This window comes from Streptomyces sp. DSM 40868 (genome assembly GCF_011820545.1).
Lineage (GTDB): Bacteria > Actinomycetota > Actinomycetes > Streptomycetales > Streptomycetaceae > Streptomyces > Streptomyces eurythermus.
In genome coordinates this window covers 2295580-2309091 of sequence record NZ_CP050504.1, presented here as the reverse complement: position 1 = coordinate 2309091, position 13512 = coordinate 2295580, and the positions used below count along the sequence as shown (strand labels likewise).

Sequence of the window (13512 nt, the reverse complement as noted above, 5' to 3'; positions counted from 1 at the left end):
CACCGAACCCCCGGCGAGCCGGCGCCGGGTGAGTCGTGGGGCAATCACCCGTTCGTACGATGAACGGCAGGGGGGGGGCGGCCGCGGCTACTCGTCGGCGGGCTCCACGTCCCGCAGCAACTGGCCGAACGCGGCCTCGTCCACGATCGGCGTGCCGTACTGCCGGGCCTTGACCGTCTTGGACGTGCCCGAGTCGGGGTCGTTCGTCACCAGCAGGCTGGTCAGCCGGGAGATGCTGGTGGCCACGTGCAGCCCGGCCTCGGTGGCGCGGTCCTCCAGCAGCTCGCGCTCCGTCGACGTGTCACCCGAGAAGGCGACCCGCATGCCCTGTTTGAGCCTTTTGCCGTCTTCATAGCGACCTGGGTTGGGATAGGGGCATGCGGGCCTTTTGCGGGAGGGGCGCCAACTCGCCGCCCGATAGCCGCCGTAGCCGCCCGTCGCCTGCCGGGGCACCGGCCGGTCCGACCACTCCGTCAGCGGCCGGCACTCCAGCAGCGGCAGCCGTACCCCGCCCGCCGCCGCGGCCCGCAGACTGGGCCGGAACGCCTCCGCCAGCACGCGCGCGTCGTCCAGCGCGTGGTGCGCCCGCTGCTGTACCACCCCGAAGTGCGCCGCCAGCGACTCCAGCTTGAAGTTGGGCAGCGGCAGCCCCAGCTCCTTCGACAGCGCGATGGTGCACAGCCGTTGCCGCACCGGCGCCTCGCGCCGCACGCGCGCGTACTCCCGCGCGATCATCTGCCAGTCGAAGACCGCGTTGTGCGCGACCAGCACCCGGCCGTCCAGCCGGGCCGCGAACTCCTCGGCGACCTCCGCGAACAGCGGCGCGCCGGCGAGCGTCTCGCTCGTCAGACCGTGTATCCACACGGGCCCGGGATCGCGCTCCGGGTTGACCAGCGTGTACCAGTGGTCCTCGACCTCGCCGCGCGCGTCAAGCCGGTACACGGCCGCCGAGATGATCCGGTCGTCCCGGGCCAGTCCGGTGGTCTCCACGTCAACGACCGCGTATCCCTTCGGATACGCGGCCGGCCACGGGGTGGCGGAGGGCGCTGCGGTCGCACGGTCTTCGAGCATGGTCACTGAGGATACGGGCCGCCACTGACAACACCGTCCCCCAGGTCCGGCACCCGCGCCCCCGGCCCGACCGCCCGCTCGCCTCCCGCACACGCGCGCGCCCGCGCGAAAGAAGGCGTACGGAACTCTCGTGTCCGACTCGCCGCGACGGCCGACTTCCTCCGGTGCGCGCCTGTTTACCCCGCACCGGGACTGCTGTAACTGTGTTACAGGTGACGGCCCGTCAGTTACCCCGACGAAGGGCGGTACGGTATGGCACGCGTACGGTACGGCGCGCGGACCGGGCGGGAGATCGCCGCCACGCGCACCGCGGGCGCACGGCTCACCGACCTGTGGTCCACCGGGGTGGTGGCCGTCTGGGAGACCGACCCGGACGCGGTCGCGGCGGTCCTGCCGCGCCCCCTGAAGCCCACCGCACGGCCGCTGGTGCGGGCCGCCATCAGCAGGGTCGACCTGCGCGGACAGCCGCTCGGCGCGGGCTCCTTCGCGGTCGCGGCGGCCCACGGCCCGGTCGACGGCTGGTACCCGCTGGTGATGCCGATGACCCGGGAGCGGGACCTGACCGGCGGGCGCGAGGTGTTCGGGGAGCCCAAGAAGCTCGGCGAGGTCACCGTCGAGCGGGACGGGCTCGTCGTCCGGGCGTCGATGGCCCGGCACGGCATCGCCTTCGTGGAGGTGCGCGGCGCGGTGAGCGGCCCGCTGCCGCTGCCCGGCCCCGTCCGCCGCACCGACTTCTACTTCAAGTTCCTGCCGGCGGTGGACGGCCGGGGCTTCGACGGCGACCCCCTGCTCGTGCACTGCGAGCGCGACGAGAACGTGCGCCGGCTGGAACGGGTCACCGGAGACGTCGTCCTGCGCGAGTCGGTGTACGACCCCGTCGCCGACTTCCCGGTCCGGCGCCTGGTGGAGATCACCATCGGGGAGAAGACCGGCGACCAGCGCGGCCGGGTGGTCGAACGCGTCGACCCGCGCGCCCTGCTGCCCTTCCTGCACCAGCGCTACGACGACCCGCTCCAGGCCCTCGACGCGCCGCCCGCCGCGACCGGCAGCCGCTGATGGACCTCCGGGCGGGACAGGTCGCCGTCGACACCGGGGCGGCGAGCGGCATCGGGCTCGCGATGGCCCGGCGGTTCGCGGCCGAGGTCGCCGCCATGCGCCTGGAGGAGCCGGTACGGCGGCGGGGGAGCTTCGGTTCCGCCCGGGGACTTCGGTTCGGGCCGGGGGAGCGGGGGTGCGACGGGGGAGCGTCGGTCCGCGTGTGGTGACGGCGGGCCGGGGCCCGGCGGTGGGATCCTCCCTGCTGTGACGGAACCCACCCACGACGAGGCCCACGGCGGCGCCCTCGGCTCCCGGCTGAACTGGCTGCGGGCCGCCGTGCTGGGCGCGAACGACGGCATCGTCTCCACCGCCGGCCTGGTCGTCGGCGTGGCCGGCGCCACCGAGAGCCGCTCCGCCCTGCTCACCGCCGGCCTGGCCGGGCTGCTCGCCGGCTCGATGTCCATGGCGGCCGGCGAATACGTCTCCGTCTCCACCCAGCGCGACTCCGAGATGGCCGCGCTGGCCCTGGAACGACGGGAGCTGCGCGACCGGCCGGAGGCCGAACTGCGGGAGCTGACCGACCTGCTGGCCTCGCGCGGCCTGTCCCGGGAGGTGGCCCGCGAGGCCGCCGAACAGCTCACCGCGCGGGACGCGCTGAGGGCCCACGCGCGCGTGGAGCTGGGCATCGACCCCGACGAGCTGACCAACCCCTGGCACGCGGCCTGGGCGAGCTTCCTGGCCTTCACCGTCGGCGCGCTGCTCCCGCTGCTGGCCATCGTGCTGCCCCCGGCCGGCGCGCGGCTCCCCGTCACCGTGTGCTGCGTCCTCGCCGCCCTGGTCCTCACCGGCTGGAGCAGCGCCCGCCTCGGCGCGGCCGATCCCCGGCGCGCGATCCCGCGCAACGTGGCCGGCGGGGCACTGGCGATGGCGGTGACCTACGCGGCGGGCAGCCTGCTCGGGGCGGCCGGGGTGTGAGTACGGCGGGGCCCGGCCGCGCGGGCCGCCGCGGGCACGACGTACCGTGAAGTACGCCCGTCACCGTGGGCGGACCGGCCCCGCCCGCCCCTTGCACGAGAAGGACCCCCGTCATGCGCGCCACCACCATCCACGCCCCGTACGACATGCGCGTGGAAGACGTTCCCGACCCCGTGGCGCAGCTGCCCACCGACGCCGTCGTACGGGTGCTGCGCGCCTGCATCTGCGGCAGCGACCTGTGGGCCTACCGGGGCGAGGCGGCCCGGCAGCCGGGTCAGCGGATCGGGCACGAGTTCCTCGGCGTCGTGGAGGAGACCGGCTCCGAGGTGACCACGGTCCGCCGCGGTGACCTGGTGGTCGCGCCCTTCATGTGGTCCGACGGGGTCTGCGACTACTGCCGCGAGGGCCTGACCACGTCCTGCGAACACGGCGGCTTCTGGGGTTCCGTCGGCTACGACGGCGGCCAGGGCGAGGCCGTCCGCGTGCCGTTCGCCGACGGCACCCTCGTCCGGCTGCCCAAGGAGGCGGCCACGGACGACCACCTGCTGTCCGCCCTGCTGACCCTGTCCGACGTGCTCGGCACCGGCCACCACGCCGCCCTCGGCGCGGGCGCCCGGCCCGGCGCCACGGTCGCCGTCGTCGGGGACGGCGCGGTCGGGCTGTGCGCCGTCCTGGCCGCCAAGCGGCTCGGCGCCGAGCGGATCATCGCCCTGGGCCGGCACCAGGTGCGCACCGACATAGCCCGCCGGTTCGGCGCCACCGACGTCGTCGCCGAGCGCGGGGAGGCGGCCGTCGAGGCCGTCCGCGAGCTGACCCGGGGCCAGGGCGCGCACGCCGTCGTGGAGGCGGTCGGCACCGAGCAGTCCATGCGGACGGCCGTCGGCATCACCCGCGACGGCGGCGCCATCGGCTTCGTGGGCGTGCCCCACGGCAGCGGCACCGGCCTGGACCTCGGCGTGATGTTCGACCGGAACATCTCCCTGCGCGGCGGCGTCGCCCCGGTCCGCGCCTACATCCCCGACCTGCTGCCCGACGTCCTCGACGGCACGATCGACCCGTCCCCGGTGTTCGACATGACCGTGGGCATCGAGGACGTGCCGGCCGGCTACAAGGCGATGGACGAGCGCACGGCCCTGAAGGTACTGGTCACCAACGACCGCTGACCGCGTCAACCGCTGACCGCGTCAACAGTTGACCGAGTCGACCGGGTGACCGCGCCGATCATTGATCGCGTCCGTCACCCGCCGGCGACCGGCGCGGCCGCCCAGCGGGCCGGGGACGAGCCCCACGGCACCGGGGGCCGGGCCCAGTCGGCGGGGCCGCCCGTGAAGGACACGGCCGGGCGGGCGTACCGCAGCCGGCCCGGCGCACCGCCGGTCTCCGCCAGCCAGGCGTCCGGGCCCGGGTACGGCTCCCCGCCGGCCGGTTCCGGGCGGATGCCCGAGGTCAGCCAGTGCGCGGTCCGGGCCAGCGCGAGCCGTACCAGCCGGCTCCCGCCGTCGTACGACTGCTCGGTCAGCGCCCGCAGCACGGCCGCCGCCAGCAGATAGCCGGTGCCGTGGTCCAGGGCCTGCGCGGGCAGCGCGCCGGGTTCACCGGCCGTGCCCTCGGTGACCGCGATGCCGGTGGCGACCTGCACGAGGCTGTCGAAGCCGCGCCGCCCGCGCCAGGGCCCGTACGCGCCCCACGCCGACACCTGCGCCACGACCAGGCCGGGGTGGCGCGCGCTCAGCGCCTCGGGGGAGAGCCCGAACCGGTCCAGGGCGCCCGGCCGGTAGCCGGTCACCACGACGTCCGCCGTGCTCAGCAGGTCTTCCAGGACGTCCCGGCCGGTGCCGAGGTCCAGCGTGGCGGACCGCTTGCCGAAGCCGGTGTCGGCGTGCTGGTCCGGCAGTTCCGGCAGCCAGGGGGCGTCCACGCGCAGCACGTCCGCGCCGAGCAGGGCGAGGGTGCGGGTGGCGACCGGGCCGGCCAGGACCCGGGTCAGGTCCAGGACGCGCAGCCCGGCGGCGGGCAGCACGGCGCCGGCGCCCGGGTCGAGCGGCGGGAACTCCCGCGGGGGCGCCGCGTCCAGCCGCTCGCGCTCGACCAGCGGGCGGGCGGCGATCTCGGCCGCCTGCTCGTGCGCCCGCCACCGCTCCGGCGTGCGCAGGGCCACGGCGAGTCCGCCCGCGCCGCACACGGTCTCCTCCACCTCCACGGCCGCGCGCCCGGCGAGCAGCCCGGCGACCCGCTCCGCCGGGGCGTCCTCGGGCAGCCCGAGCGCGCCGAGCAGCCGGGCCCGGTGGTGCGGGTAGTTGGCGTGGGTGCGCACCCAGCCGTCGGCCGTCCGCCAGAACCGGGACAGGGGCGCGAAGGAGACCGGCGCCCGGCCGTCCACCCGCAGCAGCCGCTCGCTGTGGAAGGCCGCCGCCACCGCGCCGTCGTCGACCCGGACGTCCGGGGCCTCGGCGAGCCCGGTCCGGCGGGCCGCCAGCTCCGCCGCGGCCAGCCCGCAGGCGCCGACGCACGCCCGGGCCAGCTCCCGCACGGGAAGGCGCGCTGTGAGCACGCCCTCCCGCGGGACGGTGGTGAGCCGGGAGAGCCGGGCGGGATCGCCGCCCAGCGAGGACCACGCGTACATGAGTGCAGTCATGACTGCACTATGCATTATTGATTCAATCAATATATTGCGTGGAGCCTACGGAGACCTCCGGGCGACGTCTACCTGGACACCGCGCCTATCTGGTCACTGCGGCCAGCGCGTCCGCGACGCCCCAGCCGTAGAAGCCGTTGCGGTTCTTCGTCCCCTCGCACACCGCGTCCACTTTGCCGTCGCCGTTGATGTCGTACGGGTTCGTGCAGGGCGTGGCGGTGGCCTCCGCGTACAGCAGCGCCTTCACGGCCGCCACCGGGGCATGCGGATGGGTTGACTTGATCAATGCGGCAACGCCGGCGACGTGCGGGGTCGCCATGGACGTCCCGGCCATGTAGCCCCACTTGCCGCCCGGCAGCGTGCCCAGGATGAGGCCGCTGGTCGCCGGTGCCTGCGGCGGCTGGTACTGGTCGCCGCCGGGCGCGGCGATGTCGGCCACGCCCAGACCGTAGTTGGAGAACGAGGACTTCAGCCCCTTGGCGCCGGTCGCCGTGACCGTGACGACACCCGGCAGCTGGGTCGGTATGTCGAAGCACTCGTGCGGGTCGATCACCCGGTCCGACGGGGTGCCGTCGTTCGGCGAGTCCTCGTCGGTGATCGCGTGGGACGCGAGGTCGTAGTTCTGGTTGCCCGCGGCCGCGACGTTGACCGTGCCCTTCCCCTCCGCGTAACGCGAGGCCCGGGCGATGGCGTCCACGAGCGCCTTCTGGTCGGGGTCGGTGGTGCAGTTGAAGTACCACGGGTCGGCGTAATAGCTGTTGTTGGTCACGTCGACGTGGTGTTCGGCCGCCCACACGAAGCCGCACACCACGGCCTCGGTGTAGAAGTAGCCGCCCGGGGTGGACACCTTGATGCCGGCGACCTTCACCCCCGGCGCCACACCCGTCATCCCCACGCCGTTCTTCGCCGCCGCGATCTCACCGGCCACATGCGTGCCGTGCGGGCTCTCCGAGGCGCCCGGCCGCCAGGCGCCGTCCGTCGTGTCCGGCTTGCCCGACACGCAGTTGACGGAGGCCGCCCGGTCGAAGTTGGGCGCGATGTCCGGGTGGGTGTCGTCGACGCCCGTGTCGATGACGGCGACCGTGACGTCCCGGCTGCCCAGGGTCTTCTCGTGCGCCTTGTCCGCCTTGATGGCCGGCAGGTCCCACTGGAGCGGCTCCAGCGGGTCCTGGCCGGCGGCGGCCCGGACACCGGCGGCCTCCGCCGCGCTCAGCGCCTTCGGCGTGCCCACGTCGGTGGTGGACTGGGCGGGCAGCGGCGCGTTGCGCGTGGCACCCGCCGAGGCGACACCGCGCACGGCACGGATCGCCTCGGCGAACCCGGGATTCGCGGAGTGCACCACGATCACCCCGATCCGGTCGTAACTCGTCACGACCGTACCGCCGTTGCGGGCGATCGCCCGGCGTACCGACTCGATCGTGGAACGGTCCGTCCGCGTGTTCACCACGTACGACAGGGTGGGGCCGTCCGCCGCCCGCGCCGCCGTGGCCGCCGGGTCCGTCCGGGCCGCCGCGGAGGCCGCCGACGGCAGGAAGCCGAGCGTGGCGGTCAGCGACAGCGCGGCCGGTACGACGAGCGCCAGTCGGCGTCTGGAGCGCAGATGAGCCATGGGATCTCCACATCATCCGGATACGGAACCGCCCGGAACACCGGTGACTGCCCGGGCAGGTACATGACGAGGTGGTGCTGGGCCGAAGCTATCCCCCGGCGCTGATCTCCGAAAGGCCCGGGCCGACTTGAACCACCCTCCGGGCGGCGCCGTGACCGTGGACAGGAGGCCCGAAAGGTCAGGCCCCCTACGGGATTCACCCGATGCAGTCACGTGGTGACTCGCTGTAATGTGGCTCCCGTCCCTGTGAGATGAGCAAGCGCACGTCCGTGACGCGAGGAGACTCCGTGGCTACCGAGACACCGCCACCCGCGCAGACCCCGACCCGCCTTCCCTCCGCCGAGGAGTTCACCGAGGTGCAGCAGAGCGCGGAGTTCGGTGAACTGCGCCGCGCCCACCGCTCCTTCGCCTTCCCCCTGACGATCGCCTTCGCCGCCTGGTACCTGCTGTACGTCCTGCTGTCCAACTACGCGGGCGACTTCATGGGCATCAAGGTGGCCGGCCACATCAACGTCGCCCTCGTCCTGGGCCTCGCCCAGTTCCTCACCACGTTCCTGATCGCCTGGTGGTACGCGCGCCGCGCCGCCACCCGGCTCGACCCCCGGGCCGAGGCCATCAAGTCCCGGATGGAGAGCGGAGCATGAACGCCGTACCCAACACCCTGCTGGCCGCCGGCGAGGCGAGCGAGCACCGGACGCTGATCATCACCCTGTTCGCGGTGTTCGTCGCCGCGACCCTCGTCATCACCGTCTGGGCGGGCCGGCAGACCAAGGACGCCGCCGACTTCTACGCGGGCGGACGGCAGTTCACCGGTTTCCAGAACGGCCTCGCCGTCTCCGGTGACTACATGTCCGCCGCGTCCTTCCTCGGCATCGCCGGCGCCATCGCCCTCTTCGGCTACGACGGCTTCCTGTACTCCATCGGCTTCCTCGTCGCCTGGCTCGTCGCCCTCCTGCTGGTCGCCGAACCACTGCGCAACTCGGGCCGCTACACGATGGGTGACGTGCTCGCCTACCGCATGCGCCAGCGCCCCGTGCGCACCGCGGCCGGCACCTCCACCATCGTCGTGTCGATCTTCTACCTGCTGGCCCAGATGGCCGGTGCCGGCGTGCTGGTCTCCCTGCTCCTCGGCATCACCAGCGACGGCGGCAAGATCGGCATCGTCGCCCTGGTCGGCCTGCTGATGATCGTGTACGTCACCATCGGCGGCATGAAGGGCACCACCTGGGTCCAGATGGTCAAGGCGGTGCTGCTCATCGCCGGCGCCGTGCTGCTGACCCTCCTCGTCCTGCTGAAGTTCGACTTCAACATCTCCGAACTGCTCGGCAGCGCCGCCGACAACAGCGGCAAGGGCAGCGCCTTCCTGGAGCCCGGCCTGAAGTACGGCGCGACCGGCACCACCAAGCTGGACTTCCTCTCCCTCGGCATCGCCCTGGTCCTGGGCACGGCCGGCCTGCCGCACATCCTGATCCGCTTCTACACCGTCCCCACCGCCAAGGCCGCCCGCAAGTCCGTCCTGTGGGCCATCGGCCTGATCGGTGTCTTCTACCTGATGACCCTCGCCCTCGGCTTCGGCGCCGCCGCGCTGATCAAGCCGGACGAGATCATCGCCTCCAACAAGGCGGGCAACACGGCGGCCCCGCTGCTGGCGCTCCACCTGGGCGGAGTGGACTCCAACTGGGGGGCCGTCCTGCTCGCCACCATCTCCGCGGTCGCCTTCGCCACGATCCTCGCGGTCGTCGCCGGCCTGACCCTGGCCTCGTCGTCCTCGTTCGCGCACGACATCTACGCCAACGTCATCAAGCGGGGCCAGGCCACCGAGCAGCAGGAGGTGCGTGCGGCCCGCTGGGCGACCGTCGGCATCGGCGCGGTCTCCATCGTCCTCGGCGCCCTGGCCCGCGATCTGAACGTGGCCGGCCTGGTCGCCCTCGCCTTCGCGGTCGCCGCCTCCGCCAACCTGCCGACCATCCTCTACAGCCTGTTCTGGAAGCGGTTCACCACCGCCGGCGCCCTGTGGTCGATCTACGGCGGCCTGGTCACCGCGGTCGGCCTGGTGCTGTTCTCCCCGGTGGTCTCCGGGAAGCCCACCTCGATGTTCCCCGGCGTGGACTTCCACTGGTTCCCGCTGGAGAACCCCGGCCTCATCTCCATCCCGGTCGGCTTCCTGCTCGGCGTGGTGGGCACCCTGCTGTCGAAGGAGACCCCGGACGCCGCCAAGTACGCGGAACTGGAGGTGCGGTCCCTGACCGGCACCGGAGCCCACTGAGACGGCCCACGGGACGACCGCGTCGGCCGGGACTGTACGGTCCTACGACGCGGTCGCGCCGTACCTCGTGGGATCGGGCCGCTGTCGATGTCAGCGGGGTCACGTACGCTCGCAGGTGACGGACGGGGCATCCGCGACCCAGAATGGGTGACCGGGAGAGGGAGGGGCCCACGTGCTCATCGACACCTACGGCCGGGTGGCCACCGATCTGCGGGTCTCGCTGACCGACCGGTGCAACCTGCGCTGCACCTACTGCATGCCCGAGGAGGGCCTGCGGTGGCTGGCCAAGCCCGACCTGCTCACGGACGACGAGATCGTCCGCCTCATCGACATCGCGGTGCGCACCCTCGGCATCGAGGAAGTCCGCTTCACCGGCGGCGAGCCCCTGCTGCGCCCCGGCCTGCCCGGCATCGTGGAGCGCGTCGCCGCCCTCGACCCGCGCCCCCGGATGTCCCTGACCACCAACGGCATCGGCCTGGTCCGCACCGCGACCGCGCTGAAGGAGGCGGGCCTGGACCGGGTCAACGTCTCCCTGGACACCCTCCGCCCGGACGTCTTCAAGACCCTCACCCGCCGCGACCGCCACCAGGACGTCCTGGACGGCCTGGCCGCCGCCCGCGAGGCCGGCCTGACCCCGGTCAAGGTCAACTCGGTCCTGATGCCGGGCCTGAACGACGACGAGGCCCCGGACCTGCTCGCCTGGGCGATCGAGCACGACTACGAACTGCGGTTCATCGAGCAGATGCCGCTGGACGCCCAGCACGGCTGGAAGCGCGAGGGCATGGTCACCGCGGGGGACATCCTCGCCTCCCTGCGGACCCGTTTCGATCTCACCCCCGAGGGCGCCGACGCCCGCGGCTCCGCCCCCGCGGAGCGCTGGCTGGTGGACGGCGGCCCGCACCGGGTCGGCGTGATCGCCTCGGTGACCCGGCCGTTCTGCGCGGCCTGCGACCGCACCCGCCTCACCGCCGACGGCCAGATACGCACCTGCCTGTTCGCCACCGAGGAGACCGACCTCCGCGCGGCCCTGCGCTCGGGCGCCCCGGACGAGGAGATCGCCCGCGTCTGGAAGCTGGCGATGTGGGGCAAGAAGGCCGGAGCGGGCCTGGACGACCCGTCGTTCGTCCAGCCGGACCGGCCCATGTCGGCGATCGGCGGCTGAACCGGGCGCGGTGCCCCGGCTCTACGCCCCGGCCCCTTCGGCGGACCGCCACTCCTCGAACCGTACGACGTCCTTCAGGAACCCCCGCACGCCGAGGAACTGCGACAGATGCTCGCGGTGCTCCTCGCAGGCCAGCCATGTCTTGCGCCGCTCCGGCGTGTGGACCTTGGGGTTGTTCCACGCCAGCACCCACACGGCGGCGGTGCGGCAGCCCTTGGCCGAGCAGATCGGGGTCTCGTCACTCACGGTTTCGTCTCGGTTCGTCTCATCGAGGGGCGGAAAACGAAAGGGCGGTAAACAAGGCGACGCCGGGCAGCCACGGGGGGAGCTGCCCGGCGTCGGTCCGTCGCTCCGACGGGGGATGCGGAGCGCCTACGCAGTATGTCACGGCTACCCCATCGCCCGGGACCGGAACAGCTAGATTGATCTGAGGTTTTCTTGAGCTCCCAGGTGGGGGCCCCGGCGGTCCCCGCGTCCGCCGTGCTCAGACGGGGTCGGGGCGCTCGCCGGCCGCCCCGGCCGCCTGGTTCGTCGGCACGTCGCGCGGCGCGGAATCCCGTACCGAGTCCGCCCGTTGGTCCTCGGCCGGCGGGGCCGCGATCATCGGACGCAGCGGCGTGGTGACGAACGTCGACGGAAGCGACGGCGGCCGCTCACGGCCCGCGTTGGCGACCACCACGGCGATATAGGGCAGCACCGCGCCGAGCACGAGCGCCACGATCGCGACGTACCGCTCGACGTTCCACAGGGAGGCCGCGAGGATCACCGACACGGTACGGACCGACATCGAGATCACGTACCGGCGCTGCCGGCCCCGGACGTCCTCGGCGAGTCCGGTCCGCGCGCCGGTGATCCGGAACACCTGGACGCCACCGCCGTGCTGTTTCCGCATCACCATTCACCATCCGCCCGCATCGGACCCGTCCCGGCCCGCACCCTCGTCCGTATCCGGCGGGGAACCCTGCCGGGCCACCCCCCACGTTACGCCGCCCCCGCGCCGCGATCGAGGCCGGGTCGCCCCCTGCCTGCGACGACGCCCGCCGCCCCGGCGCGTACGGGGCAATCCGACGTGCGCCGTACGGCGCACCGCCCCACACTGGCCGTAATGCTCACGTCGAGCCGTACGAGGAGGCAGCCATGGGCTGGTTGTGGGCGATCATCGTGGGATTCGTGCTGGGCATCATCGCCAAGGCGGTCATTCCGGGCAAGCAGCACAGCCCCCTCTGGCTGACCACCATCTGCGGCATCCTCGGCGCCATCGTGGGCAACGCGGTCGCCCGCGCGGTCGGCGTGTCGGAGACCAAGGGCATCGACTGGAGCCGGCACATCTTCCAACTGGTGGCGGCGATCATCATCGTCGCGGCCGTCGACGCCCTCTACATGGCGACGCTGGGCAAGAGGAAGCACCGGGCCCGGGCGTAGGGGCGCGGGCGTCCCGCGCCCCCACACCGCACGGCGTCAGCCGGCGACGACCTCCACCGCGGCCAGGTTCTTCTTCCCGCGCCGCAGCACCAGCCACCGCCCGTGGAGCAGGTCCTCCCGGGCGGGCACGGCGTCCTCCGCGGTGACCTTGACGTTGTTCACGTAGGCCCCGCCCTCCTTCACCGTCCGCCGGGCCGCGGACTTGCTGGGCACCAGGCCGACCTCGGCGAGCAGGTCGACCACCGGGGCCAGCTCGGAGACCCGGGCGTGCGGCACCTCCGACAGCGCCGCGGCCAGCGTCCGCTCGTCCAGCTCCGCCAGCTCGCCCTGGCCGAACAGCGCCCCGGACGCGGCGATCACCGCGGCCGTCTGGTCGGCGCCGTGCACCAGCGTGGTCAGCTCCTCGGCGAGCGCCCGCTGCGCCGCCCGGGCCTGCGGACGCTCCTCGGTCTGCCGCTCCAGCTCCTCCAGCTCCTCGCGGGACTTGAAGGACAGGATGCGCATGTACCGGGAGATGTCCCGGTCGTCCACGTTCAGCCAGAACTGGTAGAACGCGTACGGCGTCGTCAGCTCCGGGTCGAGCCAGACGGCGCCGCCCTCGGTCTTGCCGAACTTGGTGCCGTCCGCCTTGGTCATCAGCGGGGTGGCGAGGGCGTGCACCGAGGCGTCCGGCTCCAGCCGGTGGATCAGGTCCAGCCCGGCCGTGAGGTTGCCCCACTGGTCGCTGCCGCCCTGCTGGAGCGTGCAGCCGTAGCGCCGGTAGAGCTGGAGGAAGTCCATGCCCTGGAGGATCTGGTAGCTGAACTCGGTGTAGCTGATGCCCTGGTCGGACTCCAGGCGGCGGGCCACGGAGTCCTTCGTCAGCATCTTGTTGACGCGGAAGTGCTTGCCGATGTCCCGCAGGAACTCGATCGCGGACAGGCCCGCGGTCCAGTCCAGGTTGTTGACCATGATCGCCGCGTTCTCGCCCTCGAAGGACAGGAACGGTTCGATCTGGGCGCGCAGCCGGTCCACCCAGCCGGCCACCGTCTCCGGGTCGTTCAGCGTGCGCTCGGCCGTCGGACGCGGGTCGCCGATCAGGCCCGTGGCCCCGCCGACGAGCGCCAGCGGACGGTGCCCGGCCTGCTGGAGCCGGCGCACGGTGAGCACCTGCACCAGGTGCCCCACGTGCAGGGAGGGCGCCGTCGGGTCGAAACCGCAATAGAACGTGACGGGACCGTCCGCGAGCGCCTTGCGCAATGCGTCCTCGTCGGTGGACAGGGCGAACAGCCCGCGCCACTTCAGCTCGTCGACGATGTCCGTCACGGTTCTCGTGTCTCCTTGATGATCTTCCG

General features: G+C 73.0%; 14 protein-coding genes. 8 read left to right on the top strand and 6 right to left on the bottom strand.

All coding sequences use genetic code 11. The features are described 5' to 3' along the window. Positions 1–87: 87 nt before the first annotated feature. A complete protein-coding gene (locus HB370_RS10395; RefSeq protein ID WP_030791125.1) occupies positions 88–1071 on the bottom strand; it encodes a DEDDh family exonuclease in 984 nt (327 codons plus the stop codon). A gap of 252 nt (positions 1072–1323) precedes the next feature. Between HB370_RS10395 and HB370_RS10390 the strand changes: the two genes are divergently transcribed. The 4 genes from HB370_RS10390 to HB370_RS10375 all read left to right on the top strand — a co-directional run bounded on the left by HB370_RS10390 (position 1324) and on the right by HB370_RS10375 (position 4247). After that, a complete protein-coding gene (locus HB370_RS10390; RefSeq protein ID WP_030791122.1) occupies positions 1324–2127 on the top strand; it encodes an acetoacetate decarboxylase family protein in 804 nt (267 codons plus the stop codon). Then, a complete protein-coding gene (locus tag HB370_RS10385; protein ID WP_030791120.1) occupies positions 2127–2336 on the top strand; it encodes a hypothetical protein in 210 nt (69 codons plus the stop codon). Before HB370_RS10390 ends, HB370_RS10385 begins: the two co-directional genes overlap by 1 nt. Before the next feature lie 37 nt (positions 2337–2373). After that, on the top strand, positions 2374–3084 hold the full coding sequence (locus tag HB370_RS10380) for a VIT family protein (RefSeq protein ID WP_030791118.1): 711 nt from the start codon (positions 2374–2376) through the stop codon (positions 3082–3084). A gap of 113 nt (positions 3085–3197) precedes the next feature. Next, the gene (locus HB370_RS10375) at positions 3198–4247 is read left to right on the top strand and encodes a zinc-dependent alcohol dehydrogenase family protein (RefSeq protein ID WP_030791116.1); all 1050 of its coding nucleotides are present in this window, start codon (positions 3198–3200) and stop codon (positions 4245–4247) included. A 74-nt stretch (positions 4248–4321) separates the two neighbouring features. Here the strand turns inward: HB370_RS10375 and HB370_RS10370 are convergent, their stop codons facing one another. Continuing rightward, positions 4322–5719, bottom strand: a complete 1398-nt coding sequence (locus HB370_RS10370; RefSeq protein WP_167512959.1) for a CoA transferase — start codon at positions 5717–5719, stop codon at positions 4322–4324. Positions 5720–5804: 85 nt separating this feature from the next. Then, positions 5805–7328, bottom strand: a complete 1524-nt coding sequence (locus HB370_RS10365) for a S8 family serine peptidase (protein WP_030791112.1) — start codon at positions 7326–7328, stop codon at positions 5805–5807. Positions 7329–7615: 287 nt separating this feature from the next. Between HB370_RS10365 and HB370_RS10360 the strand changes: the two genes are divergently transcribed. The 3 genes from HB370_RS10360 (at position 7616) to moaA (ending at position 10756) form a co-directional block, all read left to right on the top strand. After that, complete coding sequence (locus HB370_RS10360; RefSeq protein WP_030791110.1) at positions 7616–7972, top strand: DUF485 domain-containing protein; 357 nt, start codon at positions 7616–7618, stop codon at positions 7970–7972. Further along, on the top strand, positions 7969–9594 hold the full coding sequence (locus HB370_RS10355; protein ID WP_030791108.1) for a cation acetate symporter: 1626 nt from the start codon (positions 7969–7971) through the stop codon (positions 9592–9594). Before HB370_RS10360 ends, HB370_RS10355 begins: the two co-directional genes overlap by 4 nt. Positions 9595–9766: 172 nt before the next feature. Continuing rightward, on the top strand, positions 9767–10756 hold the full coding sequence (gene moaA, locus HB370_RS10350; protein ID WP_030791106.1) for a GTP 3',8-cyclase MoaA: 990 nt from the start codon (positions 9767–9769) through the stop codon (positions 10754–10756). 21 nt (positions 10757–10777) lie between these two features. Here the strand turns inward: moaA and HB370_RS10345 are convergent, their stop codons facing one another. Continuing rightward, positions 10778–11002: a hypothetical protein gene (locus HB370_RS10345; RefSeq protein ID WP_030791103.1), complete on the bottom strand. Its 225-nt coding sequence runs from the start codon at positions 11000–11002 to the stop codon at positions 10778–10780. A 238-nt stretch (positions 11003–11240) separates the two neighbouring features. Continuing rightward, complete coding sequence (locus HB370_RS10340) at positions 11241–11648, bottom strand: DUF3099 domain-containing protein (RefSeq protein WP_030791101.1); 408 nt, start codon at positions 11646–11648, stop codon at positions 11241–11243. 245 nt (positions 11649–11893) lie between these two features. On the opposite strand from HB370_RS10340, the gene HB370_RS10335 reads away from it, so the two are divergent. Beyond that, positions 11894–12178 carry a GlsB/YeaQ/YmgE family stress response membrane protein gene (locus HB370_RS10335; protein ID WP_030791099.1) on the top strand — a complete coding sequence of 95 codons (285 nt, stop codon included), beginning with the start codon at positions 11894–11896 and terminating at the stop codon, positions 12176–12178. 36 nt (positions 12179–12214) lie between these two features. Here HB370_RS10335 and tyrS read toward each other — a convergent pair whose 3' ends face one another. Further along, positions 12215–13483 carry a tyrosine--tRNA ligase gene (gene tyrS / locus HB370_RS10330; RefSeq protein ID WP_030791098.1) on the bottom strand — a complete coding sequence of 423 codons (1269 nt, stop codon included), beginning with the start codon at positions 13481–13483 and terminating at the stop codon, positions 12215–12217. Between the last annotated feature and the right edge of the window lie 29 nt (positions 13484–13512).

Coding starts and splice junctions, on each gene's coding strand:
- HB370_RS10335 (WP_030791099.1), top strand. CDS start 11,894: ATGGGCTGGTTGTGGGCGATCATCGTGGGATTCGTGCTGGGCATCATC.
- HB370_RS10340 (WP_030791101.1), bottom strand. CDS start 11,648: ATGCGGAAACAGCACGGCGGTGGCGTCCAGGTGTTCCGGATCACCGGC.
- HB370_RS10385 (WP_030791120.1), top strand. CDS start 2,127: ATGGACCTCCGGGCGGGACAGGTCGCCGTCGACACCGGGGCGGCGAGC.
- HB370_RS10365 (WP_030791112.1), bottom strand. CDS start 7,328: ATGGCTCATCTGCGCTCCAGACGCCGACTGGCGCTCGTCGTACCGGCC.
- HB370_RS10370 (WP_167512959.1), bottom strand. CDS start 5,719: ATGACTGCACTCATGTACGCGTGGTCCTCGCTGGGCGGCGATCCCGCC.
- HB370_RS10355 (WP_030791108.1), top strand. CDS start 7,969: ATGAACGCCGTACCCAACACCCTGCTGGCCGCCGGCGAGGCGAGCGAG.
- HB370_RS10395 (WP_030791125.1), bottom strand. CDS start 1,071: ATGCTCGAAGACCGTGCGACCGCAGCGCCCTCCGCCACCCCGTGGCCG.
- HB370_RS10375 (WP_030791116.1), top strand. CDS start 3,198: ATGCGCGCCACCACCATCCACGCCCCGTACGACATGCGCGTGGAAGAC.
- HB370_RS10390 (WP_030791122.1), top strand. CDS start 1,324: ATGGCACGCGTACGGTACGGCGCGCGGACCGGGCGGGAGATCGCCGCC.